Here is a 26062-nt window from a genome sequence, read left to right on the forward strand (position 1 = left end):
GGGCCCGGCCGTGCGACGCAGAGCGAGCCTTGTCCTGCTGGCCCTTGCCGTGTTCTGCGCAGCCCTCGCGCCGCTGCTGCGCTGGTACGCGTACCCCCGCCTCGCCAAGATCCCGCCGAACCAGTACCAGGAGATGGTCCTGGAGGCGAAGGACGCGACGCTCCTCGACTACACCGGCGGCATGCAGCCGAAGAAGGTCGACAAGGTCACCATCGTCCAGACCCTCAAGGGCAACGTCGAAGCGTCCGAGGAGATCGAGGCGAGCGCCGGCAAGGACGTCGTCGTCTGGGACACGCTGTCCTACATCATCGGCCCGGACGGCAAGATGGTCTCCCAGATCCCCGAGCGCTACATCTTCGACGCGCACACCCAGGACCCGGTCCACGCCACCGGGGAGATGGTCGACGGGGACCCCGTCAAGCGCGAGGGCATCGAGTTCAAGTGGCCCTTCTTCACCGAGCCGCGCGACTACCTCTACTTCGACGCGCAGACCCGTACCTCCTCGCCCATCCACTACGTCGGACCGCGCACGTTCAAGGGCATGGACGTCTACTACTTCGAGCAGACCGTCCCGTGGACCAAGGTCGCCATGCCCAAGAAGATGCCGATCGAGGGCATCGACCCGTCGACGATCGAGGCGGCCACCGGAACCACCCTCTGGTACACGGTCAAGGCGAAGTTCTGGGTCGACCCGGTGACCGGGGCGCCCGTCAACGCCGAGCAGGACATCCAGCAGGAGATGCGCGGCGGCATCGCCGCGGGCGGTCCCGACGGCAGGCTCACCGCCTTCGCCGGGCACGTCACGATGCGCGAGGACTACTCCGACTACACGGTCGACCTCGTCAGGGCGAACCGGACGAAGGTCCTCGCGCTCCACACCTACGCCCCCATCGGGCTGGCCACGGGTGGGCTCGTCCTGCTCGCGGTGGCGCTGTGGCTGGAGGCCCGCAGCCGCCGCGGCCGGGCCGAGCGGGTGGCGAAGGCGCAGGCGGAGGTCAGCGTCTGAGGCGGGCGTTGGTGTGCCGGGTGGGCTCGGCCGTGGCCGGGTCCTCCGGCCAGGGGTGCTTGGGGTAGCGGCCGCGCAGCTCCGCGCGGACGGCCCGGTAGCCGCCCTGCCAGAAGGAGGCGAGGTCGGCGGTCACGGCGGCGGGCCGGCCCGCGGGCGACAGCAGGTGCACCAGCACCGGTACGCCCGCCACCCGCGGAGTCTGCGCCAACCCGAACAGCTCCTGCAGTTTCACCGCGAGAACCGGCTGGCCGTGCTCGGCGGAGTAGTCCAGCCGGATCCGGGAGCCACTGGGCACCTCCAGGCGCTCCGGAGCCAGCTCGTCCAGTCGGGCCGCCTCCCCGGTGGCCCACGGCAGCAGCCGGTTCAGGGCCTGACCGGCGTCGATCCGGGCGAGGTCGGCGCGCCGCCGGGCCCGGGACAGCTCGGGCTCCAGCCAGTCGTCGGCGCGCTCCAGCAGGGCCCGGTCGTCGGCCACGTCGGGCCACGCACCGCCGAGCGTCCGGTGCAGGAACCCGAGGCGGGCCCGGAGCGTCAGCGCGTCCGGGGACCAGCGCAGCAGGCCGAGCCCCTCGGCGCGCAGCCCGTCGAGGAGGGCGGACCGGACGAGCGCCGGGCCGGGGGTGCGCAGCGGACGTACGGCCAGCTCGATCGCCCCGAGGCGCTCGGCGGCGCGGGCGACGAGGTCGCCGTCCTCCCAGTGGACCTCTTCGCCCGCGGTGAGCAGGTGCGCGGCGGCGGTGCGGGCGGTGTCCTCGTCGATGACCGCGGCCAGCCGGACCCGTGCGGAGGCCGCATGCGGGGCCCGGTCGGCGACCGCGACGGCCAGCCAGGGCGCGCTGCGCAGCGGCGAGCCGTCGCCGACCTCGGCCGCGGTGCCGCCGGCCATCAGGAAGGCCCCCGAGCCCTTGCTCTTCGCGACCCGCTCGGGGAACGCGAGGGCGGCGATCAACCCTGCGGCGCCGTCGTCGGCAATCCCGGCCCCGCCGGCGATCGGGGCGCGGGGGTCCGGGGGCGGAGCCCCCGCGGGGTCCCGCACGGCACGCTCCAGGCGGCGGACCTCCGCGCGCCAGCGGGCGGCGTACGCGTCGCCGCCCGCGCGGGCCCGCCGCCAGGCGCCGGCCAGGTCGTCCCCGTACTCCCGCGGCGGCTCCTCGCCGATCAGGGCCACCACCTCCGCCGCCCGGCGGGCACCGAGCGCGGCGGAGCCGTCCAGCAGGGCGCGGGCCAGCCGCGGGTGCAGCCCGAGCCGGGCCATCCGCTGCCCGCGCGCGGTGACCCCACCGGCCGGGGACACCGCGCCGACGGCCACCAGCACCTCCCGCGCCGCGGCCATCGCCCCGGCCGGCGGTGCGTCCGGCAGGGCCAGCCCGGTCGCGTCCGGGTCGCCCCAGCAGGCGGCCTGCAGGGCGAACTGCGCCAGATCGGCGATCCGGATCTCCGGCGAGGGGAACGCGGCCAGGCGGCCGTCCTCCGCCTCGGCCCAGCAGCGGTACACCGTGCCCGGCGCCTCACGCCCGGCCCGGCCCGCGCGCTGGCGTCCGGCCGCGCGGGACGCCCGTACGGTCGCGAGCGCGCCCAGCCCCCGGGCGTGGTCCATGCGGGGCTCGCGGGCCAGCCCGGAGTCCACCACCACGCGCACCCCGGGGACGGTCAGGCTCGACTCCGCCACGGCGGTGGACAGGATCACCCTGCGGTGGCCGGCGACGGAGAGCACCGCGTCCTGGACCGCCGCCGGGGCCCGGCCGTGGATCTGGAGCACCTCGGCGTCCACCCCGGCCAGCTGCCCGGCGACCCGGGCGATCTCGCCGACGCCGGGCAGGAAGCACAGCACGTCGCCGGTGCGTTCCGTCAGAGCCCGCCGCACCACCGAGGCCACGTGCGTCAGCTGCGGCGGATCCACCCGCATCCCGTGCGGGGGCCGCACCGGCCCGGCCGGCGGCGCCCAGACCGTCTCCACCGGGTACGAGACCCCCGCGGCCTCCACCACCGGCGCGCCGCCGGGGCTGCCCCGGCCGAGTACGCGCGCCCAGCCGGCGGAGTCCGTGGTCGCCGAGGCCGCCACCAGCCGCAGCTCCGGGCGCAGGGTCTCCCGTACGTCGAGGAGGAAGGCGGCGACCGTGTCGGCGTCCAGGTGGCGCTCGTGGCACTCGTCCAGGACCACGACGTCGACCCCGGTCAGTTCCTGGTCGCGCTGGAGGCGCTGGAGCAGCACTCCGGTGGTCACCACCTCCACCACGGTGTCCGGGCCGGCCACCCGTTCGCCGCGCACGGTGAAGCCCACCGCGCCGCCGACCTGCTCGCCCAGCAGCCAGGCCATCCGCCGCGCGGCGGCCCGGGCGGCGATCCGCCGGGGCTCCGCGACGACCACCCGGCGCCGCGGGCCGCCGTCCACCAGCCCGGCCAGCACCAGCGGGACCAGGGTGGTCTTGCCGGTGCCGGGCGGGGCGCAAAGCACCGCCGTGCCGTGGCCGTCCAGCGCCGAGACGAGCGCGGGCACGGCCTCCCGTACGGGCAGGGAGTCGAGGGCGGCGGTCCGGATCACGTCAGTCGCGCTCGCAGACGAAGATCGCGGTGCCCGGGATCAGGTTGCCGCGCAGCGGGGACCAGCCACCCCACTCCTGGCTGTTCCACTCGGGCCACTCGGGCTCGACCAGGTCGAGCAGTCGGAAGCCGCCCGCCACCACGTCGCGGACCCGGTCCCCGATCGTGCGGTGGTGCTCCACATAGAGGGCGCGGCCCCGCTCGTCCTGTTCCACGTAGGGGGTGCGGTCGAAGTAGGAGGCGGCGACGGACAGCCCCTCGGGGCCGGGCTCGTCCGGGAAGGCCCACCGGATCGGGTGGGTGACGGAGAAGACCCAGCGGCCGCCGGGCCGCAGGACGCGGTGCACCTCGCGCATGACGCTGACGGGGTCGGCGACGAAGGGGACGGCGCCGTAGGAGGAGCAGGCCAGGTCGAAGGAGCCGGCGCGGAAGGGGAGGCGTCCGGCGTCGGCCTCGACGAGCGGGACGTCCTCGCCGATACGCAGGGCGTGCTGGAGCTGGCGGTGGGAGAGGTCGAGGGCCACGGGGCGGGCGCCCTGGGCGGCCAGCCAGCGGGCGCACTGGGCGGCGCCGGCGCCGATCTCCAGGACGTCCTTGTCCCTGAGGGACGCGGCGGGGCCGAGGAGGGCCGCCTGCGCCTCGTCCAGCCCCTCGGGTCCCCAGACGAAGCGGTCGTCGCCGAGGAACGCGCCGTGGTCGCTCTGGTACTCGTCGGCGTTGCGGTCCCACCAGCTCCGGCTCGCCCGGCTGCTCTCCGCTTCCCCAGCGTCACGCCGGGTGGCCTCGGCGTCCTCCCCGGAGCCCGGATCGACCGTGTACGCGTCTTCGGAGGCGTAGTCCTCTTGGTTCATGGGGCCCGTCGTCGTAGTCTGCGAATGTCTTCTGAATGTGGCAGGAAGCGTCAGGAAGTGCTTCCCGCCCATAAATTGTGCCGGTCTTGAGGCGATCTGCCCGGGGTGTGCGCCTTCGCGCATTGACCCTGTCCGGCTGCCCCCGTATGCTACAAGTTGCGCTGCGAGCCTGTGCTCCTCAGACCTAGCAGGCTGCGCTTGCATCTGTTGATGTCCCCTCGGTTCTCGAGGCCCCGCCGCTCTTCTGCGGATTGGGGGCCTCCTTGGCTGTCCGGTCTTCGGTGGATGCCGATAAGGGCTCCCGGCGTAGCAGTACCTACGACTTTCTGTCCGTAACCGGAGCCCTTTCCCACATGACGAGCAGCACCGAGACCACCGCCACCACTCCGCAGGTTGCGGTCAACGACATCGGCGACGCGGACGCGTTCCTCGCGGCGATCGACGAGACGATCAAGTACTTCAACGATGGCGACATCGTCGACGGCGTCATCGTCAAGGTTGACCGGGACGAGGTTCTCCTCGACATCGGTTACAAGACCGAAGGCGTGATCCCCAGCCGCGAGCTCTCGATCAAGCACGACGTCGACCCGAACGAGGTCGTCAAGGTCGGCGACGAGATCGAGGCCCTGGTTCTCCAGAAGGAGGACAAGGAAGGCCGCCTGATCCTCTCGAAGAAGCGCGCTCAGTACGAGCGTGCCTGGGGCACCATCGAGAAGATCAAGGAAGAAGACGGCATCGTCACCGGTACCGTCATCGAGGTCGTCAAGGGTGGTCTCATCCTGGACATCGGCCTCCGTGGCTTCCTGCCGGCCTCTCTCGTCGAGATGCGTCGCGTCCGCGACCTCCAGCCCTACGTGGGCAAGGAGCTCGAGGCGAAGATCATCGAGCTGGACAAGAACCGCAACAACGTGGTCCTGTCCCGCCGCGCCTGGCTCGAGCAGACCCAGTCCGAGGTTCGCCAGACGTTCCTCACCACCCTGCAGAAGGGTCAGGTCCGCTCCGGCGTCGTCTCCTCGATCGTCAACTTCGGTGCCTTCGTGGACCTGGGTGGCGTCGACGGTCTCGTCCACGTCTCCGAGCTGTCCTGGAAGCACATCGACCACCCGTCCGAGGTTGTCGAGGTCGGTCAGGAAGTCACCGTCGAGGTCCTCGACGTCGACATGGACCGCGAGCGTGTCTCCCTGTCGCTGAAGGCGACGCAGGAGGACCCGTGGCAGCAGTTCGCCCGGACCCACCAGATCGGTCAGGTCGTCCCGGGTAAGGTCACCAAGCTGGTTCCGTTCGGTGCGTTCGTCCGCGTGGACGAGGGCATCGAGGGCCTGGTCCACATCTCCGAGCTGGCCGAGCGCCACGTGGAGATCCCGGAGCAGGTCGTCCAGGTCAACGACGAGATCTTCGTCAAGGTCATCGACATCGACCTTGAGCGTCGCCGGATCTCGCTGTCGCTGAAGCAGGCCAACGAGTCCTTCGGTGCCGACCCGGCGTCGGTCGAGTTCGACCCGACCCTGTACGGCATGGCCGCGTCCTACGACGACCAGGGCAACTACATCTACCCCGAGGGCTTCGACCCCGAGACCAACGACTGGCTCGAGGGCTTCGACAAGCAGCGCGAGGCCTGGGAGACCCAGTACGCCGAGGCGCAGCAGCGCTTCGAGCAGCACCAGGCTCAGGTCATCAAGAGCCGCGAGGCCGACGAGGCCGCTGCTGCCGAGGGCGCTGCCGCCCCGGCCGCCGGTGGCAACGCCGGTGCGGGCATCTCGGGTGGTTCGTACTCCTCGGAGTCGGACGAGACCTCCGGCGCCCTGGCGTCGGACGAGGCCCTGGCCGCGCTCCGCGAGAAGCTGGCCGGCGGCCAGAGCTGATCGCAGCGCACATCACACTCCGGTGTGAGCCGAGCTGAACTGCAGTGAACGGTAAGGCCCGTCCCCTTCGGGGGGCGGGCCTTACCGCGTTCCCGCGCCCGGCGGTGGTCCTCCCTCGACCCGCGGCGTCGAGCCATGGCGTCGATCCAAGGCGTCGATGTGTTGCGTTGATCCGTTGCGTTCCTGTGAATGCGGCCAACTGGGGAATGGCGGCGCCACCTTGAACGTTCTTGGCTGAGAACGAGGCGAGGAGGAGTGGTGACGGTGCTTGATCCACAGGGTTTGTACGAATGGGATGCCAAGGGCCTGGCGGTGGCCGACCTGGCAGTCGCCCAGGACTCGGCCGGGCTGGTCATGCTGTACCACTTCGAGGGGTACATCGACGCGGGTGAGGCCGGGGAGCAGATCGTCGAGCGGCTGCTGGACACCCTGCCCCACCAGGTGGTCGCCCGGTTCGACGCCGACCGGCTGGTGGACTACCGGGCCCGGCGCCCGCTGCTGACCTTCCAGCGCGACCACTGGACGGAGTTCGAGGAGCCGCGGCTGGAGGTCCGGCTCGTCCAGGACGCCACCGGAGCCCCCTTCCTGCTGCTGTCCGGCCCGGAGCCGGACGTGGAGTGGGAGCGCTTCTCCGTTGCCGTCCGGCAGATCGTCGAGCGCCTCGGCGTCCGGCTCTCCGTCAACTTCCACGGCATCCCGATGGGCGTCCCGCACACCCGTCCCGTGGGCATCACCCCGCACGGCAACCGGACCGACCTCATGCCGGGCCACCGCAGCCCCTTCGACGAGGCGCAGGTGCCGGGCAGCGCGGAGTCCCTGGTGGAGTTCCGCCTGGCCCAGGCCGGGCACGAGGTCCTGGGCGTCGCCGCCCACGTACCGCACTACGTGGCGCGTTCCCCGTACCCGGACGCCGCGCTGACGGTGCTGGAGGCGATCACGGCGGCGACCGGGCTGGTGCTGCCGGCCGTGGCGCACGCGCTGCGCACCGAGGCGCACCGCACGCAGACGGAGATCGACCGGCAGATCCGCGAGGGCGACGAGGAGCTGGTCAGCCTGGTGCAGGGGCTGGAGCACCAGTACGACGCGGCCGCCGGGGCAGAGACCCGGGGCAACATGATCGCCGAGCCGGCGGAGCTGCCGTCGGCGGACGAGCTCGGCCGCGAGTTCGAGCGCTTCCTCGCGGAGCGCGAGGGCGAGAACTGACGTACGGGCGGGGCCGCCTATGCTGCGGGGCATGCTGAAAGTAGGCCTGACGGGCGGAATCGGTGCCGGCAAGAGCGAGGTCTCGCGACTGCTGGCGGGGTACGGGGCGATCGTCGTCGACGCCGATCGGATCGCACGAGAGGTCGTGGAGCCCGGCACGCCGGGACTCGCGGCCGTCGTGGCGGCCTTCGGGGAGTCGGTGCTGACCGCGGAGGGCACGCTGGACCGGCCGAAGCTGGGGTCCATCGTGTTCGCGGACCCGGCGAAGCTCCGGACGCTGAACTCGATCGTGCACCCCCTGGTGGGGGCCCGGTCGGCCGAGCTGGAGGCCGCCGCGGGGGCCGGCGCGATCGTGGTGCACGACGTACCGCTGCTCGCGGAGAACGGCCTGGCGCCGCTCTACGACCTCGTCGTCGTCGTCGACGCGGCCCAGCAGACTCAGCTGACGCGGCTGACCGCGCTGCGCGGGATGGCCGAGGAGGAGGCGCGGGCCCGGATGGCCGCGCAGGCCACGCGGGAGGAGCGGCTCGCGGTGGCGACCCTCGTGATCGACAACGACGGGCCGCTGGAGGCGCTGGAACCGCAGGTGCGCAAGGTGTGGGAAGAGCTCGTGGAGCGGGCGTCCGGCGGGGCGGTCTGACGTGTGCATGGAATAGCGGGTGGGGCGGGGGCGTTGAACGCGCCCGTAGAGGGAAGGATTTCGACCGTGTCCGAGACCACGCGCCCCACCCCGTCCAGCCCGGAAACCCACGTCATCGACTTCCGGGCCGCCGAGCACCTGCTCGCCGCCCGGGACCCTCGCGGTGCGGTCAAGCTGCTCGACTCGGTCATAGCCGCGCACCCGGAGAACACGGCGGCCCGGCTGCTGCGCGCCCGGGCCTTCTTCGCCGCGGCGCAACTGCGTCCGGCGGAGCTCGAGTTCGAGCTGGTGCTGGAGCGGGAGCCGGACAATGCCTTCGCCCACTTCGCGCTGGCCCGGACGTTCCAGCGCTCGGGCCGGCCGGAGCAGGCCCGCAAGCACTTCCGCCTGGCGGCGGCCCTCGACCCGCAGCCCGAGTACCTGGCGGCGGCCCGCTTCGAGGACCCGGCCGCGGGCGACTCCGCCTGACTCACCGGCTCCCGGGCGGCTCGTACGGAGGGACGTCCGGGCCCGGCTGGTAGTGCGGCCCCTGGCGCATATGGCGCACGATCATGAACAGGTCCACGGCCACGATCACCGCCAGCACCCCGCAGGCGGCCGCCCATCCCGGGCGGCCCACCAGCGAGAACACGGCCGTGCCGGCGGCGGCCCAGACCAGCCCCCAGACACCCAGCCAGAACCGCAGCCGCAACGGACTGCGCGCGGTCACCGGTTCGTTTCCGGAACGCATGGACATCGCCTCTCCCGTCCATGGTCCCACTCCGGCCGGCGGTGGCGGCGGCCCGAGCCGCGGACCGGGCCGGGCTACGGGTTCAGCTTGTTCACGGCCTTCGTGGTCGTCTTCCTGAAGTCGGCGACCGGAGCGTGGGACAGGTCGCCCATCTGACCCCACTGCACGACGGTCACGGTGGAACCGTCGCGCCCGATCCCGAACAGGTGCACGCCCGGCTCGGACTCGGGGATCGACGTGTGGACCCCGTAGACGTGCGCGCCCTCCTCGACGGCGAGCGTGCCGTAGTCCTGCCAGGAGGCGATGCCGCCCGGGGTCGTCCGCAGCCAGTCGGCGGCGCAGGCCGCGACCTTGCGCTCCAGGGTGCCGGCCAGCTTGGCCGCCGCGGCGGGCGAGGCGGACCGTACGGAGACCTGCACGGCGCCGGTGTCGTACTCGGTGCCGAAGGCGCGGTGCCAGCTGCCCGCGGCCGGCAGTACGCCGTCCAGGCAGAACGGCGGGCTCTCGGGCAGCCCCTTGGTGACCGCGCCCGCGTACCAGGGCGAGGTGGGGTGCGGCGGGAGGTCGGCGCCGGCCAGGAAGCCGGGAGCGGTGGCGGCCGCGGCCGAGGTGGAGGCGGTCAGGACGAGCGCGGCGGCCGCCGCGACGAGCGCGGTGGCGAGCGTCGCGGCGGTGTCGGTACGTCGGAACATGGTCGGTACTCCCCGTGAGCGTCGAGTGCAGTGCAGTGCGGTGCGGTGCAGTGCAGTGCAGTGCGGTGCGGTGTGCCTGACGAGCCTGTTCCCCGGACGGCGCGGCGGGCGACGGATTGGGGCGAATCCGGGACGCTGGAACGGCCGTACGTGCTGCCACCTGGGGGAACACCTCATGCATGGAACGCTGTCGCGGGACGCGGAACGGGGGAGAGCGTGAGCGAGGCCGAGAATTTCGCGCGGCTGATGAGGGAGCTGAAGGAGCGTGCCGGGCTCAGTTACGGAGTCCTGGCGCGCCGGCTGCACACGAGTACGTCGACGCTGCACCGGTACTGCAACGGGGAGGCGCTGCCGGCGGAGTTCGCCGTGGTGGACCGCTTCGCCCGGGCGTGCGGGGCATCGCACGGGGAGGCGGTGGACCTGCACCGGGCATGGCTGCTGGCGGACGCGCGGCGGCGGGCGGGGGTGGTCCCGGAGCCGGAGCCGGAGCCGGAGCCGGAGCCGGGGCCGGGGCCTGCGCTTCGGTCCGAGTCCGAGCCCGAGTCAGTGCCCGAGGCCGAGCCCGTTGTCGTCGGGGCGCCGGGGCCGGTGGCCCGGCGGGACCGGTACCGGCGGCGGGCGGCCGTGGTCGCCGCCGTGGGGGTGACGGCCGGGGCGGTGGCCGTGGCGTTGCTGGCGGCGGCCGGTCCCGAGTCCCGCGCGCCGCGTGCGGGTGGGAGTACGGGGACGGGTACGGGTGCGACCCCGCCCGCCGCGTCGGTACCGGCGGCGCCCGGTGCACCGGAGCCGACGCCACCGGCCGGGTCGGCGTCCGCCGGGTCCGCCGGGCCGAGCGGGTCATCGGATCCGGGGTCCGGCCCGGCCGACACCCCGCCGCCCGCGTCACCGCCGGCCTCGACCCCGGGCCGGGCCCCGGTCGCGCCCCTCAAGGCGGCGGTCCGCTCGCACGTGTGGACCGCGGGATGCGACCACGCCTACCTGGCCGAGCGCGGTCCCGGCGCCGTGGCCCCGCCGCCCGTGGAGGCGGACGCGCCCGCCTGGGCGTCGGCGCAGCGTGCCGTGCACGCCGGGTCGCAGATCGTGGAGGTCACCCTGCACGGCACGGGGCCGGGCGCCGTGGTCCTGGAGGACCTGGAAGTACGGGTGTCCGCCCGCCGCAAGCCGCCGGCCTGGAACGTCTACCAGATGTCGCAGGGCTGCGGCGGCGGGCTCACCCCGGCCGTGTTCGCCGTCAACCTGGACGCGCCGCGCCCCCTGGCCCGGCCCGTCGCCGGGAACGACGGCGGCAGTTCGCTGCCGGCTCCCGTCCTCCCCCTGCGCGTCTCCGCCGCCGAGCCGGTCGTCCTGCGGGTGGAGGCGGCCACCACGGGATGCGACTGCGACTGGTCCCTCGACCTCCGGTGGACCGGCCCGTCCGGGTCGGGCACCCTGCGCATCGACGACGACGGGCGGCCGCTGCGCACGAGCGCCGCGACCGGCCGGCCGGTCTACGGGTACGCGCTGGAGCAGGGCCGCTGGGCCCGCTGAACCGCAGGTCAGAGGGCGTTGTCGGTGGCCACGCCTAGACTCGTCGGAACAGCAGCACGCGGTCAGGCACCCAAGCACCGACAAGCACCGACTAGCACCGACAGGCACCGACAAGCACCGACTAGCACCGACAGGCACCGACGGGCACCGACAGGCATCGACGGGGAGGGGGACAGCGATGGGCACGCAGCCGCAGGCCGCCGCACTGCTGCGGCACGCCGCCGTCTTCCTGCCCGCAGCCGTCCCCCGGGAAGGGCGGATCACCTTCTGGGCGCCCGACGGGGACGCCCTGCCCGAGGCGGGCGAGCCCGGGCCGCTCACCGTCGTACGCCCGCACGGCGACGGGGTCCGCAGCCGGACCGTGCCCGCGGTGACCTTCACCGTCGCCGCCGCCCTGCCCCTGCTCGCGCAGGCACCCCGCAGCCCCGCCGCGCATCCCGCCACCCGCGCCTGGGGCACCGCCGCCCGGCAGGCGCTCACCCTCGCCGCCCGTGGCCGGCTCCTCCCCGGGCTCACCCCCGAGGGCGTCGACGCCTGGCGGGCCGGGCCGCTCGACGCCGCCGACATCGACCATCTCCGCGCGGTCGCCGCCGCGCTGCCGCACGAGGGGTACGCGACCCCCCTGGCCGGCCGCCGCCCGCTCCAACTGCCCGAACCGGAGGCGCTGGTCCGCGCGTTCCTCGACGCCGTCGCCGACAGCCTGCCCCGCACCCCGGCCGCCGCCGTGGCCGCCGGGCGGCCGTTCGCCGCGCGGGAGCCGCAGCGGGTCCCCGGGATACAGGACTGGGCCGCGCAGGTCGCGGTCGGCGCCGACACCGGCGTCGGGATCTCGCTCCGGCTCGACCTCTCCTCCTTCCGCCTCTTCGACGCGGCCGAGGAAGCCGACACCCGGCGGGCCGGGGCCGCCGTCGTCCAGGTCCACAGCCTCGCCGATCCGACCCTGGTCACCGATGCCGGGCAGCTGTGGGCGGGCACCGCGGCGGCCGGCTTCGGGCCGCGCGCCCGGATCGACGCCGTGCTCGCGCTGCGCCGGGCCGCCCGGGTCTGGCCGCCGCTGCTGCGCCTGCTGGACCAGCCCGTGCCCGATGCCCTCGCCCTGTCCGACCCGGAGCTGGAGGACCTGCTCGGGGTGGCCGCGAGCCGGCTGGCGGCCACCGGGGTCCTGGTCCACTGGCCGCGCGAGCTGGCCCGTACGCTGTCGGCGACCGCCGTCGTACGGTCCACCGCGCCCGGGTCCGCGACCGACGGGACCGCCTTCTTCGACGCCGAGCACCTCTTCGCCTTCTCCTGGGAGCTGGCGCTGGGCGGAGACCGGCTCACCCCCGGGGAGATGGACGCGCTCGCCCAGGCGCACCGGCCCGTCGTCCGGCTGCGGGACCAGTGGGTGCGGGTCGATCCGGAGCTGGTGCGCAAGGCGCGCAAGCGGGAGCTGGGCGTGCTGGACCCGGTGGACGCGCTGGCCACCGTACTGACGGGGACGGCCGAGGTCGACGGCGCGCCCGTCGAGGCGGTGCCGGTGGGGGCGCTGGCCGCCCTGCGGGACCGGCTGACGGGGGAGCAGGCTCCGCTGCCGCAGCCCGCGGCCCTCAAGGCCACCCTGCGCGACTACCAGGCGCGCGGCCTGGCCTGGCTGGACCTGATGACCTCCCTCGGCCTCGGCGGCTGCCTCGCGGACGACATGGGCCTCGGCAAGACCGTCACGCTGATCGCGCTGCACCTGCACCGGGACCGGCCGGAGCCGACGCTCGTCGTGTGCCCCGCGTCCCTCCTCGGCAACTGGCAGCGGGAGATCGAGAAGTTCGCCCCCGGCACGCCCGTGCGCCGCTTCCACGGCGGCAGCCGCAGCATCGAGGACCTGACGTCCTGCGCGGGCGGGTTCGTACTCACCACGTACGGGACGATGCGCGCCAGCGCCGCGCTGCTCGCCGAACAGAGCTGGGGCATGGTCGTCGCCGATGAGGCGCAGCACGTCAAGAACCCGCATTCGGCGACCGCGAAGGCGCTGCGCACGGTGCCGGCGCCGGCCCGGGTGGCGCTGACCGGCACCCCGGTGGAGAACAACCTCTCCGAGCTGTGGGCGCTGCTCGACTGGACCACGCCGGGGCTGCTGGGTCCGCTGACCGCGTTCCGGGCCCGCCATGCCCGCCCCGTGGAGCACCAGCAGGAGGAGGACGGCGGCAATGAGGCGGCGGTCGCCCGGCTGTCCGCGCTCGTCCGGCCGTTCCTGCTGCGGCGCAAGAAGTCCGATCCGGGGATCGCGCCCGAGCTGCCGCCGAAGACCGAGACCGACCACCCGGTCTCCCTCACCCGGGAGCAGGCCTCGCTCTACCGGGCCGCGGTGGACGAGGCGATGGCCGTGATCGAGTCGAGCGAGGGCATGGAGCGGCGCGGCATGATCATGAAGCTGCTGGCCTCCCTCAAGCAGATCTGCAACCACCCCGCCCAGTACCTGAAGGAGGAGCAGCCCCGCATCCCGCACCGCTCGGGCAAACTCGCCCTGCTGGACGAGCTGCTGGACACGATCCTGGCCGAGGGCGGCTCGGTGCTGGTCTTCACCCAGTACGTGACGATGGCCCGCCTGATCGAACGGCACCTGCAGGCCCGCGGGATCGCTTCGCAGCTGCTCCACGGCGGGACGCCGGTGCCGCGCCGGGAGGAGCTGGTCGACCGCTTCCAGGCGGGCGAGGTCCCCGTGTTCCTGCTGTCCCTGAAGGCGGCGGGCACCGGGCTGAACCTCACCCGGGCCGGGCACGTCATCCACTTCGACCGCTGGTGGAACCCGGCCGTCGAGGAACAGGCCACCGACCGCGCCTACCGCATCGGCCAGACCCAGCCCGTCCAGGTCCACCGGATCATCGCCGAGGGCACCGTCGAGGACCGCATCGCCGAGATGCTGGAGGCGAAGCGGGCCCTGGCCGACGCCGTCCTGGGCTCCGGGGAGTCGGCGCTGACCGAGCTGACCGACCGCGAGCTGGCCGACCTCGTGTCCCTGCGGAGGCCCGGATGATCATCGCGCGGGACGACCGCCGCCGCACCTTCGAGACCGTGCCCGCCGGGGCCGAGGCGGTCAGCTGGTGGGGCCGGGCCTGGGTGTCGGCGCTGGAGGAGGTCTCCCGCGACACCGCCCGCCTGGGCCGGGGGCGTACGTACGCCGAGGAAGGGCACGTCGACGCGGTCACCGTCACCCCGGGGCGGATCGTGGCGTACGTCCGGGGCAGCCGGCCCCGCCCGTACCGCACCGAGCTGACCCTGCCCGCCTTCGCGGACCCGGAGTGGAACGAACTGCTGGAGTCGGTCGCGGCCGACCCCGCCGCGCTCGCCTCGCTGCTGGAGCGGGAGGTGCCGCAGTCGCTCGCGGGGGCCGTGCTGCCCGGCGGGGGCGAGCTCGTCCCGCACTGCTCCTGCCCGGACTTCGGGCGTCCGCCGTGCAAGCACGCGGCGGCCCTCTGCTACCGGGCGGCCCGCCTCCTGGACGAGGACCCGTTCGTCCTGCTGCTCCTGCGCGGCCGCGGGGAGCGGGAGCTCCTCGACGAGCTCACCCGCCGCAACGCCGCCCACGCCGCGCGCGAACAGCCCGACGCGGCGCCCGGTTTCCCCGGCGTCCCGGCCCGGGCGGCGCTGGCCCGCACCGGTCTGCCGCTGCTGCCCGCTCCCCTGCCCGCGCCCGCCGCCGTGGGCCTGCCGCCGGCCTACCCGGCCGACCCGGCGGCCCCGGACCCGCTGGCGCTCGACCAGCTCGCCTCCGATGCGGCCGCCCGCGCCCTCGCGCTGCTGACCACCGGCGAGGACCCGATCGCCGGGCTCACCCTCTGGCAGGACTCCGTCCGGCTGGCCTCCGCGCACCCCACGGCGGGGCTGACGGGCGCCGCACGCACCCTGTACCGGGACCTGGCCCGGGCCACCGGCCGCAGCACCACCGACCTCGCCCGGGCCGCGGCGGCCTGGCGCCAGGGCGGCCGTGCCGCGCTCGCCGCACTCGAAGAGCCCTGGGACCCGCCGGCCGGCCCCTTCGACCGGGCCCGGCCCGCCCTGCTCGCCGCGGGCCAGGGCTCCTTCCGCCCCGACCGCAACCGCCTGACGGTCCACACCCGCCAGCTCCGCCTCGGCCGCGACGGCCTCTGGTACTGCTACGCGGACCGCCTCGGCGACCAGGACTGGTGGCCGACGGGCCGCCCGTCCGCGGACCCGGTCAGCGCGCTGCTGGGCTGACGCCCTCGGCCCAGCGGGTCAGGGCGGTGAAATCGCGGTCGCGCAGCCCGTGGCGCGGGTGGACGCGCAGCAGGAGGGCCGGGGCCCGATGGTGCTCGGCGACCCAGGCGCGGTCGCGGGCGGTGATCATGTCGTCGACCCAGGCGAAGGGGCGACCGGCCGCCCAGTCGCGCAGGTGGCGGGTTTTCCACGAGAGGCCGTCGGGGTCCTTGGCGAACAGTTCGGGCCACTCGACGACCGACAGGTCGCCCGGCAGCCCGATGTGCGGGGAGATCATCGTGTTGGCCTGGTGCGTCCAGGCAGTGGCCCAGGTGAGTTCGAAGGGCAGGGCCAGCAGGCGGGCGCCGTGGGAGGGGTGGAGGCGGACCCGCGCGCCGCGCCGGGCGCGGCGGGACTCCGGGTCGCGGTAGGAGAGCCAGACGTCCGGCCACATCCGGTGGCTCCGGTATCCGCGCAGGCCGGCGAGGGGGGAGCGGAACGGGTTGAGGGGGCCGTCCACGTCGAGGAGGAGCAGCGGGCGATCAGTCATGAAGTACCCAGTACCCAGTACACGATTGAGTGAAATGCCTACCGTCTCTATAACCCGAATGGGGTCAGAGCGTTGTTTCCGGTGCGGGGAAATTACCCGCGAACTTCTCCGGAAGGCAGGAAAACTGATGCGTCACAGTCGTCGGAATGGCTTGATCGCGGCGGTGGTTGCGGGAGGCGGACTGGCGGTCGCGGGTGTGGGCGGATTCGCCCATGCCGACGCGGACGCGGGCGGCCGGGCCGAGCGCTCGCCGGGGCTGCTGTCCGGAAATCTCGTCCAACTGCCCGTGAACGTGCCGGTGAACGCGTGCGGGAACACGGTGAACGTGGTGGGTCTGTTCAACCCGTCCGCCGGGAACCGCTGTAGCAACGAGGCACCCGGGGGTGGTGGCGGCCATTCCGGGACGAGGGCCGCGGATTCGGCGAAACCAGGCAGTGGGAACGGCGGAGGGGCGAGCGCCGAGGGAGGCGGAAAGGATTCGCCGGGAGTGCTGTCCGGCAACGGGCTCCAGCTCCCGATCGACCTCCCGCTGAACGTCAGCGGTAACTCGGTCAATGTGGTCGGCATCGGCAACCCCTCGCTCGGCAACACGTCCGTCAACGGCGAGGTGCCCACGGGCGGCAAGCCCGTCCAGCCGCCCGTCGTGGAACAGCCGGTGACCCCGGTCGTCCCGGTCGTCCCGGCTGTTCCGACTGCGCCGGTCACACGGGTCACCCCGCCCGAGGCCCCGCAGCACGAGGCCCTCGCCCACACCGGGTCCGACGGCGTCGGCTACCTGCTGCCGAGCGGCGGTGCGCTCCTCCTGGGCGGAGCCCTCCTCTACCGCCGCTTCCGCCTCAACTGAGGCCGTAGGACGCACGCGGCAGCGGAATCGCGGCCCACACGGGCTCGTCCCGACGGACGAGGGGCAGGGTGTGGGCCGGGTGGCCGGAACGGACGGAGCGGCAGCGCTCCGTTGCTCTACCGGCCTGCCAGCACCACGTCGGCGGTCCACGGGTCACCGAACCGGTGGCCGCTGTCCCTGCCGGCTCCTGAATGGATCCCTTCGACGCTCAGCTTGGCGCCGGGTTCCGCGGGTTCGAGGACGTCGCACAGCTCCGGGAACGAGGACACGGTCTCCCCGTTCACCGCGGTGATCACGGCGCCCTGCTGGATCTTGGCCTTCTGGGCCGCAGAACCGTTGCGGACGTCGAAAACGAAGAGGCCGTCAGTTCCGGCGTTCTGAAGGCGCTTCTGAGTCTTCTGCAATGAGGTCTTGTCGATCCCGGCGGTCGCAAACCGCACGGCGAGGCCTGGATCCGACACGGCGCCGAGCCACCATCCGGGATCGTTCTTCATCGATCCGGCAGCCAGAGCGGGAAGCACGGACCGGGCGTGGTTGCTGCTGATTGCCTCCGCCGCAACGCGCTCTTCCCCCAGCGACTTTTCCTTTACTGCTCCCCCCGTGTTGATGCCGACCACTTCGCCGGCCTCGTTCAATACGGGCCCTCCGAGGGTTCCGTTCTTCATCTGAACAGAATGGTGAATCAAGGAGGGGTAGTCGGGGTTCGACAGGTTGGTGACGTCACCGACGGGCTCGTACGCCGCCCCGGAAACGGCAACGGCATTCGCCTTGAGGTCGCCTGCGTCCGGGTAGCCGAGGGAAACGACGACGTCACCGTTGGACAGCGGATCGCTGTCCCCGAACTGCAAGCTCTTCATGCCCGTCGGTGGAGGTTTTACCTTGAGCACGGCCAGATCCTGGCAGAGGTCGCTTCCCAGCAGTTGAGCGGAGATCGGAAGCTTGCCCTCTGAGATCACTTCCAGGCCGCCGTTCCCCGCAACGACAGTCGCGGTGGTAGCGATCAGACCGCTGCCCGCATCGTAAACAAATCCGCTACCGGCGCCGGAGTTGTTCATCACCTGGACAACAGCCGCCTTGGCCTGCTCCCGGTTTCCCGGAGAGGGTTCGTCCCCCGTTGCCCCCGTGGCCCCGCACGTCGAGATCAGCAGGGCCGACGCCGCGAAAAGACTGACGTGCGCGCTCACCGAGGACCTCCTTCCGGGCAGGTGGTCGTCCCCCTGTGGCAGATCTCTTTTCGGCGCCGACTCACCCACCCATCGCCTCTCTTTTCACCGTAGCTCCGCGGCCCCCGGGTGTCCTGGCGAGGACTTATGGGGGGCCACGGCCTAGGCCGTCTCTTCCGGATCTTGCCGGGCCCGCGACGCCCGGCACCGCACCCGGCCGTGTTGTCGGGGCGCCCGAGTACGTCCAGTACACGGGCGCACCTCCGCCTTGCCGGGCACGGCACCGGACGCCGCGGACTCGGCCGACAAGATCCGGAAGAGACGGCCTAGGCCCGGGGCGGCGTGCGCCAGCCGTCCAGGATGGCGTCGATCTGCGCGGCCAGCCGGGCGCGGGCCGCGAAGCGGGGGACGCCCGCCATCAGCAAGGAGTCGTACTCGGTGTCGGTGTGCCGCACCGCCGCGCGCACCGCCACTGAGACCGCCAGTTCGTCCAGGGCGCGGCCGGCCGCGGTCCGGCCCACCCGGCCGCTGCCGCGTACCGAGGCGTGCGTGGCGATCGCCACCGCGCGGTCGGCCGGACATCCGGGGAACAGCCGCACTATCTCGGCGGCGAACGCCGCCGTGAACCGGATGTCCTCGGCCGCCCGGCGCCGCCGGTCGCGCTCCCGGCGGCGAGCCCGGGCCTCGGAGTCCGCGAGGCAGGCGCGCTCCGCACGGGCCAGTGCGGCCTCCTCGACGAGGAGGCCCAGCCGCTCGTACCGGTGGCGGCGTTTGTCGAAGCGGACGACGACGGCGCAGAGCGAACTTCCCTCGCGGGAACGGCGGGTGAGTGCCGTGTCCCCCCGCGGCAGATAGACGAGATGGCCGAGATCCGTACAGTCCAGGCAGCGCGGGACACCGGACTCGCGGACGAGGCGCCGGAGCGGGCCCTGCCGGCAGTCGGCGCAGTGGATCTGCTTCAGCGACTCAAAAACCACCAGGCTCATGATGGTGTGATACCGCTGTATGACCCTCATATCACCTGGTGGAGAAGGCATGTTGATGTTTCGCCGACTGTTCCTGGGCGCTGCGTGGCCCTTTTACCGTGGAGCGGTGGACCGGAGAAGGTCCGGCCGAGGAGGGCACATGGGTGGGCGGCAGGCGATGGCGGAGCGGCCGGGTGGGACGTGCCTCGCCACACTCCCGACTGGCAGAAAGATAGTCATACCACCGGGCGGCTGCACCGGCTGGCACTTCCACCGGGTCCGGCTGGACGCGGTGGTCCTGGCGGGCACCCTGACCCGGGTCCTGCACGACCGCACCGTCGAGGTGCACACGGCCGGGACCACCTTCGTGGAACCGGCCGGCATCCACCACATACACCTGGGCCACAACCTCGGCACCGAGCCGGTCGTGCTCCACGTGACCCCCGCGCTCCCGGTGGGGACCCCGTTCGCGATCGCCACCCCGGCCCCGCCCGGTGTCACCCCGGCGGTCTGCGGGCAGCACACCCCCTGAACCCGGCCGGGCCGGCCGCCCCCGCTCACACCAGGCGGCGTATTTCCCCGCGGACCCGGTAGAAGCCGCCGGAGGCAGCGTGCAGCCCGTCCACCACGTACCGGGCGCCCGCCTCGCGTATCCCGCGCGGGAACTGCACGTTCCACGAGGGTTCGAAGCCGCCGGAGACCACCTGGACCCGCATCCGGCCGCCCTGTTGGACACACTCGACCACCACGCCGCCCGCCGGGGCCGCCGCCATGGACACCGTCGCCACCGCCGAGGCGGATGCGGCCGGGGTGAACACCGGCAGCGCCGCCGCCGACTTCACGTCCATGGGCGCGGGCACCGAGCCCTGCTGCGCCGCCGCGATCGCCTGCTCGGTCGCATCCACGCAGACCAGCGACCCGTCCGTGGTGACCAGGTACAGCCGGCCGTCCAGGTACTGCATGGAAAGCGCCGACCCGCCGCCCGTTCCCAGCTTCCACAGCCGCCGGCCGTCGGCATCGAAGCAGTAGACCGAGGAGGAGGAGTCGCCTGCGAAGACGTGCCGTCCGTCGGGCGAGGTCGCGCACGAGTACACCGCCGCGTCGCACGCGTAGGAGGCCTCCACCGCCCCCGTCGCCTTCGACAGCCGCTGCACGGTGTTGCGGACCGTGCCCGCGTACACCGCGTGGTCCTCCTGCCAGCCGAACAGCACCCCGCCGGGGGTCTTGGTGTGCCACAACTGCCCGGTTCCGTCGGCCGCGTAGGCCGTCACGCCGCCGCTGTGCCCGTGGAAGACCGCCCGCTCGTCCGCCCGGACCATCCACGCGCCGTTGCCGGCGGACTTCCGCGACCACTGGTGCTCGTCCTCGTGGTCGATGACGGTCAGGCCGCCGTTCGCGTCGGAGACGTTCAGCACGCCCTCGTGGATGTCGAGCCAGTAGATGTCCACGTCCGCCGCGATCGCATAGGCCCCGAAGGGAACCTTCGACGACAGGTCGTACACCGTGCCGTCGTCACAGCCCGCGTATATCCAGAACTCGTCCGCCACCAGGCACTTCACCCCGTCCGGCAGCGAATAGCGGGCCAGCACCTCACCGCCGTGGCTCAGCGTGTAGACGTCGCCCGCCTGGTTGCCCACCCAGCAGCGGTCCTCGTCCACGTGGATGCCGAAGGCCGACGAGCCCGTGCGGAAACGCCACAGCACCGGAGCCACCGCACGCGCCGTCGACGGGGCCGAGGCCACCTGGCGGCGGGTCACCGCGCGGGCGGCGCGCTGTCCCTGCACGGCGGGGGCGTACCCCTTGCGCACCTTCTCGCCGATCTTCTTCGCGGCGGCCGCCCGGGCCTTCTCCACGGTCGGGAACGAGGAGCTCTGCAGCTGGCCGTCCGCGCCGATGCGCCCGTACCGCACGGACACGGCCGTGCCGTCCACGGTCACCTCGTAGAACTTGTGCGCCGCGCCGTCGTCCTGCGACAGCTCCAGATACGTCGTCTCCCGAGCCATGACAAACCTCTCCCCGAAGGCAGGGCCACCAACTTCCTTCCGGCCGGTGATCCCTCGTGAAAAACGCTAAGGCCCACCACTGACAATGGGCCGGTGCAGTGGGAAGCGATCACATGGCAGCGGATGGCCGAGCGGCTCGCCGGTCACCTCGACGACCCCGACAACGCCCCCGAGCAGGGCAGTTGGCAGCGGGTGGGCATTGACGGAGCCCCCGCCGCCCAGACCGGCGTGCTCGCCGGTCGACTCGCCGACGCGCTGCGCCTGCGCGGGCGCCCGTCCCTGGTGGTACCGGCCGACGGCTTCCTGCGGCCGGCCTCCCTCCGCTTCGAGTTCGGCCGCGAGGACGTGGATTCCTACCTCGGCGGCTGGTACGACACGGCCGCGCTCTGGCGGGAGGTGTTCGGCCCGACCGACCCCGGTGGCACCGGGCGGGTGCTGCCGGACCTCTGGGACCCGGTGACCGACCGGGCGACCCGCAGCCCCTACGTCGAACTCCCGTCCGGCGGCGTGCTGCTCGTGCACGGCCCGCTGCTGCTGGGCCACTGGTTCCCCTTCGACCTGAGCGTCCACATCCGGCTCTCCACGGGCGCCCTGGCCCGCCGCACCGAGGAGTCGGCGCGCTGGACGCTCCCCGCCTTCGCGCGCTACGAGGCCGACACCGACCCGGCGTCCGCCGCCGACGCGGTGGTCCGGGCCGACGACCCCCGCCATCCCGCCTGGACCGGTATCGGCTCCGGCTGACCCCGGCCGGATGGCGGTTGCGCCGCGCGGAGCTCCGCCCCGCCCCGACCTTCCCCCGTCCGCCGGGCGCCGCCCCGGCGCCGCACCTCGATCGGCGCCGGGGCGGGGCCGGCCGGGGCCGGGTACGTTCCTACGGCCGGCCGCCCACCCGGGTCACCGCCAGCGCCGCCGCCCGGCACCCGGCGCGGGCCGCCTCCGCCGGGTCCGCGCCCTCCAGCCGGGCCGCGAGGAAGCCCCCGGTGAACGCGTCCCCGGCGCCCGTGGAGTCCACCGCTTCGGCCGGCTCCGCCTCGACCTCGGCGGTGATCCGGCCGTGTTCGGCGATCAGCGCCCCGGCCGCGCCCCGGGTCACCACCACCAGCGGCACCCGGCGGCTGAGCGCCACCGCCGCCCGCGCCGCCCCCGTCGGCTCCGGCAGCCCGGCCAGCAGCCGGGCCTCGTCCTCGTTCGGCAGCAGTACGCCCGCCCCCGCCACGGCGTCCAGGAATCGCTGCGGCCCCAGGGCGGCCAGGAACCCGGCCGAGGCGGGATCCACGCTCACCGGTACGCCCCGGGTGCGGGCCGCCCGTAGCGCGACCATGGCCAGCTCCCGGCTGCTGTCGGCGAAGAACAGATAACCGGACAGATGGAGATGGGCCGCCCCGTCCAGCAGGGACGGGGCCCAGTCGGCGGGGCACAGCCGCAGCGAGGCCCCGCTGTCGGTCAGGAACGTCCGCTCCGCGTCCTTGCCGACCAGGGCGACCACCGTCCCGGTGGGCTCCTGCGAGTCGATCACCAGGCGCGGCCGCACCCCCGCGTCCACCAGCGCCCGCTCGTGCCAGCGCGCCGATTCGACGCCCACCCGCGCCAGGAGGCGTACCTCCGCCGTCCCCGTACGGGCCGCCCAGCAGGCCGCGTTGGCCCCGGCGCCGCCCGGCAGGGTCCGGATCCGGGCCGTCGTGTCGGTGGCCGGGGCCAGCGGTTCCGGATGTATGGCCACCACGTCCGTCACCACGTCCCCGACGACGAGCAACGCCCCCGGCCCGGTCATGCCCGCGCCGCCCAGGCCCCCGCGATCCGGGCGCCCAGCCGTACGTTGCCGCGCACCGCCGCCAGGTTCGCCTCCAGCGAGGCCCCGTCCGTCGCCCGTACCAGGAACCCCAGCAGGAACGGTGTCACCGCCTGCCCCGTGATCCCGCGCTCGCGGCACTCGGCGAGCCCCTCCGCGAGGACCCGGTCGTGCAGCTCCGGATCCAGCTGGTCCTCGCGCGCCACCGGATTGGCCACCAGCAGCGCCGACTCCGGTCCGCCCAGGGCGTCCTGGGCGGCCATCACCGCCGCGACCTCCTCGGGCCGGTGCACGGTCCAGTCCACCGGCTCGCCGGAGTCGGCCAGGTAGAACCCGGGGAAGCGGTCGGTCCCGTAGCCGAGCACCCCCACTCCCAGCGTCTCCAGCCGCTGCAGCGTGCCCGGCACGTCCAGGATCGACTTCACCCCGGCGCACACCACGGTGATCCGCGTCCGCGCCAGCAGCGACAGGTCCGCCGACTCGTCCTGCGTCCGGGCCCACTCCCGGTGCACTCCGCCCAGCCCGCCGGTGGCGAAGACCCGCAGGCCCGCCCGGGCGGCGAGGAAGGCAGTCGCGGACACCGTCGTCGCCCCCGTGGCCCCCGCCGCCAGTGCGGGCGCCAGGTCCCGGTGACCGAGCTTGCGCACGCCGTCGCCGGCCGCGATCCGCTCCAGCTGCTCCTTGTCCAGGCCCGCGTACGGCACCCCGTCGAGGACCGCGACCGTCGCCGGAACCGCCCCCTCCGCGCGGACCAGGGCCTCCAGTTCGAGGCCCACCGTCAGGTTGCGGGGGCGGGGCAGACCGTGCGCGATGATCGTCGACTCCAGGGCCACCACGGGCTTTCCCCGGGCGAGTGCCTCGCGTACCTCCGCCGACAGGACCGGTCCACCGGCCAGGGGCGCATCTGCTCTGTGCTGTGACATGTCCCCATCCATGGCACGGGATTGACGCCTCCAAACGCTCTCCCGCCACACCCGTCCCAACCTGTCCGAGTAGCGTGCCCCCATGGACACGCGCGGCTTCTACGACGAGCTGGCCGACCGCTACGACCTCATCTACGCGGACTGGGACGCGAGCACCGCCCGTCAGGGCCGGGCCCTCGACGCCCTGCTCACCGCCGCGCTGGGCCCGGGAGCGCACAGCGTGCTCGACAACGCCTGCGGCATCGGAACCCAGTCCCTGGGCCTCGCCGCGCTGGGTCACCGGGTCACGGGGACCGACCTCAGCCCCGCCTCCGTCACCCGCGCCGCCCGCGAGGCGGCGCGGCACGGGCTCGCCCTGCCCCTCGCCGTCGCCGACATGCGCGCCGTGCCCTTCGCGGACGCCTCCTTCGATGCCGTGGTCTGCGCCGACAACGCCCTGCCGCACCTGCTGACCGCCGAGGACGTGGGTACGGCCCTGGCCGAAACCCTGCGGGTGCTGCGCCCCGGCGGGCTGCTGCTGCTCTCCACACGCCCGTACGCGGAACTGCGCCGCGCCCGCCCGCAGAGCGAGCCCCCGCACGTCCACACGGGACCCGAGGGGCGGACGGTGACCTTCCAGCTGTGGCACTGGCACGCCGACGGGGAGCGGTACGACGTGGAGCTCTTCCAGCTGCTGCCCACCGGCTCCACCTGGACCACACGGACGTCGAGCGCCACGTACTGGGCGCTTCCGGAGGAGGAGACGGCCGGGTACGCCCGGCGGGCCGGCTTCGCCGACGCGCACTGGCGGGTACCCGCGGACACCGGCTTCCACCAGCCGGTACTCGCCGCCAGGCGGCCGACCGCGCGGTGACGGGCGGGCGGGCAGCCGGGTGGCCGGCCGGTCACGGCGCGGCCGGCCGGGAAGCTGGACAGGATGACTCGTCCGGCGGGCCGTTCCTGGACGCTGTGGTCACCGCTTCGCGCGGTGGGCCGCACTAGGCTGGCGCGCCATGAGCAGCAGCGATCACTCCGCCACCCGCGTCCCCGCTTCCTTCTCCGTCTCCGTCGCCGACGTCGAGCTGGAGGCGGATGACCTCGACCCCGAGCAGATCGTTTCCGGGGACCCGGTCGTGACGGGCAAGGTGCTGTGGGAGTCGGCCGACGGCAAGCAGGTGCGCGGGATCTGGCAGATCACCCCCGGCGTGGTCACCGACGTCGAGGCCAACGAGCTCTTCGTGGTGGTCAGCGGCCGAGCCACCGTCGAGGTCGAGGGCGGCGAGACCCTGGAGGTCGGCCCCGGCTCCGCCTGCGTGCTGCGGGAGGGCGACCGGACGACCTGGACCGTGCACGAGACGCTGCGCAAGGCCTACCACATCAGTTACTGACGGCCCCCTTGGCGGCGCCTCGGGCAGGCACCGGGTGGCGGCGCGCCGTGAACAGCGCGAGCGCCGCCATCGGCAGCAGCAGCGCGGCGCCGACGGCGTTCAGCCAGCCGTAGCCCGCCTGGGACATGATCAGCCCGGCGGCCGCTCCGCCCAGCCCCGCCGCCGTGTTCATGGTGAGGTCGCTCAGGCCCTGTACGGCGGCCCGGGCGGGCTGCGGCACCGAGTCCGTCAGCAGGGCCGAGCCGGACACCATTCCGGCGGACCAGCCGAGGCCGAGCAGGAACAGGCCGAGCGCGCTCCGGCCGTGGCTGGGTCCGGCCGTTCCGGCGAGCAGCGCGGCGACGGACAGGAGGCCGGCGGCCAGGCCGATCACGGAGAGCCGGCCGAACCGGTCCGCGAGCCAGCCCATCACGGGCGAGAAGGCGAACATGCCGGCGATGTGCCCGCTGATCACCAGCCCGATGAGTTCCAGGCCGGCGCCGTGGTGGCTCAGGTCCATCGGCGTCATCACCATGATCGAGACCATGGTGGTGTGGGACACGGCGACGGTGAGGAGGGCGAGCCGGGCCCGCGGGGAGGCCTTCACCGCGGCGAGTCCGGCCCGCAGCGAGCGCCCTTCACGGGTCTGCTCCTCGGGGGCGGCCAGCGCCCGGGCCGTCAGCAGCGGGTCGGGGCGCAGGAGTACGCCGATCAGCGTGCCGGTGAGCAGGAAGACGACGGCGGCCCAGACGAACGGGCCGGCCGTCTCCGGTATCGCGGTGCCGGCGAAACTGCGGCTGGCCGGCGCGGACAGGTTCGGGCCGAGCACCGCGCCGATGGTCGACGCCCACACCACGACCGAGATGGCCCGGGCGCGATGGTCCGGGGCCGCGAGGTCGGCGGCGGCGAACCGGGCCTGCAGGTTGGCGGAGGAGGCGGCGCCGAAGGCGGCCATGCCGAGCAGCAGCAGCGGGAAGTTCCCGATGGTGGCGGCGAGGACGACCAGGCCCGCCCCGGCGGCTCCGATCGCGTACGCCAGGACCAGTCCGGGGCGGCGGCCGCGGGCGTTCATCAGGGCGGCGAGCGGCAGTGAGACCACGGCGGTGCCGATCACCGCGGCGGTGGAGGCGACGCCGGACAGTGCCTCCGTGCCGCTGACCTCGGTGGCGAGTACGGGGGCCAGGGCGATGCTGATGGGCACGCCGAGGCCGCCGAGGACCTGGCCGGCCATGAGGA

At 73.8% G+C, this 26062-nt stretch carries 25 protein-coding genes; 13 read left to right on the plus strand and 12 right to left on the minus strand.

Annotated elements, in window-relative coordinates; genetic code table 11:
- Window positions 1-10 precede the first annotated feature (10 nt).
- On the plus strand, window positions 11-1006 hold the full coding sequence (locus tag OG373_RS28825; RefSeq protein WP_405441221.1) for a DUF3068 domain-containing protein: 996 nt from the start codon (window positions 11-13) through the stop codon (window positions 1004-1006).
- Here OG373_RS28825 and hrpB read toward each other — a convergent pair.
- Window positions 996-3551: an ATP-dependent helicase HrpB gene (hrpB, locus tag OG373_RS28830; RefSeq protein ID WP_405441223.1), complete on the minus strand. Its 2556-nt coding sequence runs from the start codon at window positions 3549-3551 to the stop codon at window positions 996-998. The genes OG373_RS28825 and hrpB overlap by 11 nt on opposite strands.
- A gap of 1 nt (window position 3552) precedes the next feature.
- Window positions 3553-4401, minus strand: a complete 849-nt coding sequence (locus OG373_RS28835) for a class I SAM-dependent methyltransferase (protein WP_405441225.1) — start codon at window positions 4399-4401, stop codon at window positions 3553-3555.
- Between the two features lie 353 nt (window positions 4402-4754).
- Here OG373_RS28835 and rpsA point away from each other — a divergent pair, with 353 nt between their 5' ends.
- From rpsA to OG373_RS28855, 4 genes are all read left to right on the plus strand, one after another.
- Window positions 4755-6263: a 30S ribosomal protein S1 gene (rpsA, locus tag OG373_RS28840; RefSeq protein ID WP_033222162.1), complete on the plus strand. Its 1509-nt coding sequence runs from the start codon at window positions 4755-4757 to the stop codon at window positions 6261-6263.
- A gap of 264 nt (window positions 6264-6527) precedes the next feature.
- Window positions 6528-7466, plus strand: coding sequence for a PAC2 family protein (locus OG373_RS28845; RefSeq protein WP_405441226.1), 939 nt, complete (start codon window positions 6528-6530; stop codon window positions 7464-7466).
- Window positions 7467-7497: 31 nt separating this feature from the next.
- A complete protein-coding gene (gene coaE / locus OG373_RS28850; RefSeq protein WP_405441228.1) occupies window positions 7498-8106 on the plus strand; it encodes a dephospho-CoA kinase in 609 nt (202 codons plus the stop codon).
- A 66-nt stretch (window positions 8107-8172) separates the two neighbouring features.
- Window positions 8173-8574 carry a tetratricopeptide repeat protein gene (locus tag OG373_RS28855; protein ID WP_397735204.1) on the plus strand — a complete coding sequence of 134 codons (402 nt, stop codon included), beginning with the start codon at window positions 8173-8175 and terminating at the stop codon, window positions 8572-8574.
- Between the two features lies 1 nt (window position 8575).
- Here the strand turns inward: OG373_RS28855 and OG373_RS28860 are convergent, their stop codons facing one another.
- Complete coding sequence (locus OG373_RS28860; protein ID WP_397735206.1) at window positions 8576-8836, minus strand: DUF6343 family protein; 261 nt, start codon at window positions 8834-8836, stop codon at window positions 8576-8578.
- A 74-nt stretch (window positions 8837-8910) separates the two neighbouring features.
- Window positions 8911-9528 (minus strand): hypothetical protein, encoded by a 618-nt coding sequence (locus tag OG373_RS28865; RefSeq protein ID WP_405441229.1) that lies wholly within the window; start codon window positions 9526-9528, stop codon window positions 8911-8913.
- Window positions 9529-9744: 216 nt separating this feature from the next.
- On the opposite strand from OG373_RS28865, the gene OG373_RS28870 reads away from it, so the two are divergent.
- From OG373_RS28870 to OG373_RS28880, 3 genes are all read left to right on the plus strand, one after another.
- Window positions 9745-11055: a helix-turn-helix domain-containing protein gene (locus OG373_RS28870; protein ID WP_405441231.1), complete on the plus strand. Its 1311-nt coding sequence runs from the start codon at window positions 9745-9747 to the stop codon at window positions 11053-11055.
- Between the two features lie 178 nt (window positions 11056-11233).
- On the plus strand, window positions 11234-14062 hold the full coding sequence (locus OG373_RS28875) for a DEAD/DEAH box helicase (protein ID WP_405441232.1): 2829 nt from the start codon (window positions 11234-11236) through the stop codon (window positions 14060-14062).
- Window positions 14059-15264: an SWIM zinc finger family protein gene (locus tag OG373_RS28880; protein WP_405441233.1), complete on the plus strand. Its 1206-nt coding sequence runs from the start codon at window positions 14059-14061 to the stop codon at window positions 15262-15264. The genes OG373_RS28875 and OG373_RS28880 overlap by 4 nt, the downstream gene beginning before the upstream one ends.
- On the opposite strand, the gene OG373_RS28885 is transcribed toward OG373_RS28880, so the two are convergent.
- Both OG373_RS28885 and OG373_RS28890 read right to left on the minus strand, forming a co-directional pair.
- The gene (locus OG373_RS28885) at window positions 15245-15793 is read right to left on the minus strand and encodes a hypothetical protein (protein ID WP_405441234.1); all 549 of its coding nucleotides are present in this window, start codon (window positions 15791-15793) and stop codon (window positions 15245-15247) included. The genes OG373_RS28880 and OG373_RS28885 overlap by 20 nt on opposite strands.
- Window positions 15794-15857: 64 nt before the next feature.
- The gene (locus OG373_RS28890) at window positions 15858-16073 is read right to left on the minus strand and encodes a hypothetical protein (RefSeq protein ID WP_405444389.1); all 216 of its coding nucleotides are present in this window, start codon (window positions 16071-16073) and stop codon (window positions 15858-15860) included.
- On the opposite strand from OG373_RS28890, the gene OG373_RS28895 reads away from it, so the two are divergent.
- On the plus strand, window positions 15990-16637 hold the full coding sequence (locus OG373_RS28895) for a chaplin (RefSeq protein ID WP_405444237.1): 648 nt from the start codon (window positions 15990-15992) through the stop codon (window positions 16635-16637). The two genes, OG373_RS28890 and OG373_RS28895, sit on opposite strands and share 84 nt — an antisense overlap.
- Window positions 16638-16753: 116 nt before the next feature.
- Here OG373_RS28895 and OG373_RS28900 read toward each other — a convergent pair whose 3' ends face one another.
- On the minus strand, window positions 16754-17821 hold the full coding sequence (locus OG373_RS28900) for a S1C family serine protease (protein WP_405441235.1): 1068 nt from the start codon (window positions 17819-17821) through the stop codon (window positions 16754-16756).
- A gap of 305 nt (window positions 17822-18126) precedes the next feature.
- Window positions 18127-18786, minus strand: coding sequence for a DUF2293 domain-containing protein (locus OG373_RS28905; RefSeq protein ID WP_405441236.1), 660 nt, complete (start codon window positions 18784-18786; stop codon window positions 18127-18129).
- A gap of 139 nt (window positions 18787-18925) precedes the next feature.
- Here OG373_RS28905 and OG373_RS28910 point away from each other — a divergent pair, with 139 nt between their 5' ends.
- The gene (locus tag OG373_RS28910) at window positions 18926-19297 is read left to right on the plus strand and encodes a cupin domain-containing protein (protein WP_405441237.1); all 372 of its coding nucleotides are present in this window, start codon (window positions 18926-18928) and stop codon (window positions 19295-19297) included.
- A gap of 25 nt (window positions 19298-19322) precedes the next feature.
- Here the strand turns inward: OG373_RS28910 and OG373_RS28915 are convergent, their stop codons facing one another.
- Complete coding sequence (locus OG373_RS28915; RefSeq protein WP_405441238.1) at window positions 19323-20768, minus strand: WGR domain-containing protein; 1446 nt, start codon at window positions 20766-20768, stop codon at window positions 19323-19325.
- A 93-nt stretch (window positions 20769-20861) separates the two neighbouring features.
- On the opposite strand from OG373_RS28915, the gene OG373_RS28920 reads away from it, so the two are divergent.
- On the plus strand, window positions 20862-21509 hold the full coding sequence (locus OG373_RS28920; protein ID WP_405441239.1) for a uridine kinase: 648 nt from the start codon (window positions 20862-20864) through the stop codon (window positions 21507-21509).
- A 130-nt stretch (window positions 21510-21639) separates the two neighbouring features.
- On the opposite strand, the gene OG373_RS28925 is transcribed toward OG373_RS28920, so the two are convergent.
- Both OG373_RS28925 and OG373_RS28930 read right to left on the minus strand, forming a co-directional pair.
- Window positions 21640-22539, minus strand: coding sequence for a carbohydrate kinase family protein (locus OG373_RS28925; protein WP_405441240.1), 900 nt, complete (start codon window positions 22537-22539; stop codon window positions 21640-21642).
- Window positions 22536-23480, minus strand: coding sequence for a pseudouridine-5'-phosphate glycosidase (locus OG373_RS28930; protein WP_405441241.1), 945 nt, complete (start codon window positions 23478-23480; stop codon window positions 22536-22538). The genes OG373_RS28925 and OG373_RS28930 overlap by 4 nt, the downstream gene beginning before the upstream one ends.
- Window positions 23481-23562: 82 nt before the next feature.
- On the opposite strand from OG373_RS28930, the gene OG373_RS28935 reads away from it, so the two are divergent.
- Together OG373_RS28935 and OG373_RS28940 are read left to right on the plus strand one after the other, a co-directional pair.
- Window positions 23563-24333, plus strand: coding sequence for a class I SAM-dependent methyltransferase (locus OG373_RS28935; protein ID WP_405441242.1), 771 nt, complete (start codon window positions 23563-23565; stop codon window positions 24331-24333).
- Window positions 24334-24472: 139 nt separating this feature from the next.
- The gene (locus OG373_RS28940) at window positions 24473-24847 is read left to right on the plus strand and encodes a cupin domain-containing protein (RefSeq protein WP_405441244.1); all 375 of its coding nucleotides are present in this window, start codon (window positions 24473-24475) and stop codon (window positions 24845-24847) included.
- On the opposite strand, the gene OG373_RS28945 is transcribed toward OG373_RS28940, so the two are convergent.
- Window positions 24837-26057, minus strand: a complete 1221-nt coding sequence (locus OG373_RS28945; RefSeq protein ID WP_405444239.1) for an MFS transporter — start codon at window positions 26055-26057, stop codon at window positions 24837-24839. The two genes, OG373_RS28940 and OG373_RS28945, sit on opposite strands and share 11 nt — an antisense overlap.
- Window positions 26058-26062 lie beyond the last annotated feature (5 nt).

This window comes from Streptomyces avidinii (genome assembly GCF_045161815.1).
Lineage (GTDB): Bacteria > Actinomycetota > Actinomycetes > Streptomycetales > Streptomycetaceae > Streptomyces > Streptomyces avidinii.